This window comes from Caballeronia temeraria, assembly GCF_001544795.2.
Taxonomy (GTDB): Bacteria; Pseudomonadota; Gammaproteobacteria; order Burkholderiales; family Burkholderiaceae; genus Caballeronia; species Caballeronia temeraria.
Genome location: NZ_FCOI02000083.1, coordinates 1 through 3,774 on the forward strand (window position 1 = coordinate 1; position 3,774 = coordinate 3,774).

A 3,774-nucleotide genomic window follows, 5' to 3' on the forward strand; every position below is an offset into this window, starting at 1 on the left:
ACGAGCGGAGCCCCGCATGTACACCCAATCCCTGGACATCCCGAGCCCGACCCAACCCGGCGACGTATCGGCCAATCCCGCCGCCAGCGCCGACCAAACCCGCTTCGACGCGGTGATGCAGGCCGATGGCAAGATCGAGCCGCAGGACTGGATGCCCGAGGCCTATCGCAAGACGCTGGTGCGCCAGATCTCGCAGCATGCGCATTCGGAGATCATCGGCATGCAACCCGAGGGCAACTGGATCAGCCGCGCGCCAAGCCTGAAGCGCAAGGCGATCCTGCTCGCCAAAGTGCAGGACGAAGGCGGCCACGGCCTGTATCTCTACAGCGCCGCCGAAACGCTCGGCGTCTCGCGCGATCAACTGGTCGCGGCGCTGCACGCGGGCAAGGCCAAATACTCGAGCATCTTCAACTATCCGACGCCCACGTGGGCCGATGTCGGCGTGATCGGCTGGCTCGTCGATGGCGCCGCGATCATGAATCAGATTCCGCTGTGCCGCTGCACCTACGGGCCGTACGCCCGCGCGATGATCCGCATCTGCAAGGAGGAGTCGTTCCATCAACGCCAGGGTTTCGACGCGCTGCTCGCGATGATGAAGGGCACGCAGGCGCAAAAGGACCTCGTGCAGCAGGCGGTGAACCGCTGGTGGTGGCCGGTGCTGATGATGTTCGGCCCGAGCGACAAGGACTCGATCCACAGCGGCCAGTCGTTCGCGTGGGGCATCAAGCGCATTTCGAACGATGACCTGCGCCAGAAGTTCGTCGATGCCACCGTCGAGCAGGCGAAGATCCTCGGCGTCACGCTGCCCGACGCGGACCTGAAGTGGAACGACGAACGTCAGGCACACGACTACGGCGCGATCGACTGGGATGAATTCTGGCGCGTCGTGAACGGCGATGGCCCGTGCAACAAGGAACGCCTCGCCACACGCGTCAAAGCCCACGACGACGGCGCGTGGGTTCGCGAAGCGGCGCTCGCCTACGCGGAGAAGCAGCAAGCCCGCGCCCATCAAGAAGCTGCATGAACATGGAGACGATGAAGATGAACAAGGAATGGCCGATCTGGGAAGTGTTCGTGCGCAGCAAGCAGGGACTCGATCACAAGCATTGCGGCAGTCTGCACGCGGCGGATGCGGGCGCGGCGTTGCGCATGGCGCGCGACGTGTACACGCGACGTCAGGAAGGCGTGAGCATCTGGGTGGTGCCGTCGGCGGCGATCACGGCATCGGACCCGGCGGACAAGGCGGAGTTGTTCGAGCCCGCGGGCGACAAGATCTATCGGCATCCGACGTTCTTCGTGCTGCCCGACGAAATCAATCACATGTAAGGGCGCGCGACATGATTCAGGAACATCTCGCCTACGTGCTGCGTCTCGCGGACAACGCGCTGATCCTCGGTCAACGCAATGCGGAGTGGTGCAGTCACGGCCCCGCATTGGAAGAAGACATTGCGCTCGCGAACATCAGTCTGGATCTGATCGGTCAGGCGCGTTTGCTGTACACGCATGCGGCGACGCTCGAATCCGAATTGAACGGCAGCAAAAAAACCGAAGACGACTACGCGTATTTCCGCACCGAGCGCGAGTTCGCCAACTACACGATCGCGGAGTTGCCGCACTTCGGTCCGCTCGCGGGCACGACGCGCACCGAGCGCGATTACGCGGTGACGATCGTGCGCAACTTCCTGTACTCGGCGCTGATGCTCGAAGTGTGGAACGCGCTGCAGACCTCGAGCGATGCGCAACTCGCGGCGATCGCGGCGAAATCGATCAAGGAGACGCGCTATCACCTGCATCATGCGCGCGACTGGCTCGTGCGTTTCGGCGATGGCACGGCGGAGTCGCATCGGCGGGCGCAGGCTGCGCTCGATTATCTGATGCCGTACACGCGCGAGTTCTTCGCCACCGATGCCATCGAACAGGCCGTCGCCGATGCGGGCATCGCACCGCTGGCGAGCGAGTTCGAAGCGGCGTGGCGTGACCAGCTTGCATCGGCATTCGATGAAGCGACGCTCAAAGCGCCTGCCGATGTGCAGCACATCAGCACGGGCAAGCACGGCGAGCACTCGGAGCATATGGGTTATCTGCTGGCGGAAATGCAGAGCCTGGCGCGTCAACATCCGGGCGCGAGCTGGTAAATGCAAACAACAATCGAACGCGCGTGGCATGTGCTCGAGTCGGTGCCTGATCCGGAGATCCCGGTGGTGTCGATTCGCGAGCTGGGCATTCTGCGCGATGTGCGTCACGGCGCCGATGGCGTGCTCGAAGTGGTGATCACGCCGACGTACTCGGGATGTCCGGCGATGTCGCAGATTGCGGAAGACATCGCACAGGCGATCGATGACGCGAAGCTCGGCGCGCATCGCATTGAAACGGTATTGGCGCCCGCGTGGACGACGGACTGGATCACCGATGACGCGCGCGAGAAGCTGCGCCGCTATGGCATCGCGCCGCCGTCGGGCGCATGCAGCAGCGCCGAACAACCGATCCGCTTCGTGCCGTACAGAAAGGAAGTGATCGCCTGCCCGCGCTGCGGATCGAAGCACACGGAGAAGCTGGCGCAATTCGGCTCGACGGCGTGCAAGGCGTTGTATCGATGCATCGATTGCCGCGAGCCGTTCGATTACTTCAAGCCGTACTGAACCGCTTCAACTGAATCAACTGAAAAGCGAGCCAAAAAAACATGGCGACTCCGCAATTCCACCCGCTGCGCATCCGCGATGTGCGCCCCGAAACCGCCGATGCGGTCACCGTGTCGTTCGACGTGCCGCCCGCGCTGCGCGATGCATTTCGCTTCACGCAGGGCCAGTTCGTGACGCTCAAGACGCATATCGATGGCGAGGAGACGCGCCGTTCGTATTCGATCTGCGTGGGCGTGACCGACTACGATCGCGATGGCGAATTGCGTATCGGCATCAAGCGCGTGCGCGGCGGGCGTTTCTCGAACTTCGCGTTCGATACCTTGAAGCCCGGCCACGAGATCGACGTGATGACGCCCGATGGCCGCTTCTTCACGCATCTGAACGCGGATCACGCGAAGCATTACGTGGCGTTCTCGGGCGGCTCGGGCATCACGCCGGTACTGGCGATCATCAAGACGACGCTGGACATGGAGCCGACGAGCCGCTTCACGCTGGTGTACGGCAATCGCAGCGTGGACGCGATCATGTTCGCCGAGGAACTCGAAGATCTGAAGAATCGGTATATGGACCGGTTCTCGCTGTATCACGTGCTGTCGGATGATTTGCAGGATGTCGAGCTCTTCAACGGCGTGCTGGATCAGGAGAAGTGCAAGGCGTTTCTGTCGACGCTGCTCTCGCCCGAAGAAATCGATGAAGCCTTTATCTGCGGTCCCGGCCCGATGATGGATGCCGCCGAAGCTGCGCTCAAAGAGTCGGGCGTGGCGCCGAAGCAGATTCACGTCGAGCGTTTCGGCACGCCGCTGCCGCAAGCGGGTGCGCCGACGATCGAGATCACGGAGAGCACGCCGGCGGCGGAGCTTGAATTGGTCATCGATGGCAAGAAGCGCAAGCTGCGCCTGCCGTATGAAGGCGTGAGCGTGCTCGATGTGGGGCTGAAAGCAGGGCTCGCGTTGCCGTATGCGTGCAAGGGTGGCGTGTGCTGCACGTGCCGCGCGAAGGTGCTCGAAGGCGAAGTAAAGATGGACAAGAACTACACGCTCGAACAACACGAGATCGATGAAGGTTTCGTGCTGACTTGCCAGTGTCATCCGGTGAGCGAGCGGGTGGTGGTGAGTTTCGACGAGCGTTAAAGCAC

General features: G+C 62.6%; 5 protein-coding genes. All 5 read left to right on the top strand.

What is annotated here, in order from left to right; all coding sequences use genetic code 11:
• Positions 1-16 precede the first annotated feature (16 nt).
• Genes paaA through paaE form a run of 5 tightly spaced genes read left to right on the top strand, consistent with a single transcriptional unit; the run spans position 17 to position 3,769 of the window.
• On the top strand, positions 17-1,024 hold the full coding sequence (paaA, locus tag AWB76_RS38375; RefSeq protein ID WP_061165288.1) for a 1,2-phenylacetyl-CoA epoxidase subunit PaaA: 1,008 nt from the start codon (positions 17-19) through the stop codon (positions 1,022-1,024).
• Entirely contained in the window at positions 1,021-1,326 is a 306-nt protein-coding gene (gene paaB / locus AWB76_RS38380) for a 1,2-phenylacetyl-CoA epoxidase subunit PaaB (protein WP_341845329.1), read from the top strand. The genes paaA and paaB overlap by 4 nt, the downstream gene beginning before the upstream one ends.
• An 11-nt stretch (positions 1,327-1,337) precedes the next feature.
• Entirely contained in the window at positions 1,338-2,135 is a 798-nt protein-coding gene (gene paaC, locus AWB76_RS38385) for a 1,2-phenylacetyl-CoA epoxidase subunit PaaC (RefSeq protein ID WP_061165289.1), read from the top strand.
• Complete coding sequence (gene paaD, locus AWB76_RS38390; protein WP_061165290.1) at positions 2,136-2,639, top strand: 1,2-phenylacetyl-CoA epoxidase subunit PaaD; 504 nt, start codon at positions 2,136-2,138, stop codon at positions 2,637-2,639.
• Positions 2,640-2,680: 41 nt separating this feature from the next.
• Positions 2,681-3,769: a 1,2-phenylacetyl-CoA epoxidase subunit PaaE gene (gene paaE, locus AWB76_RS38395; RefSeq protein ID WP_061165291.1), complete on the top strand. Its 1,089-nt coding sequence runs from the start codon at positions 2,681-2,683 to the stop codon at positions 3,767-3,769.
• Positions 3,770-3,774: the final 5 nt, after the last annotated feature.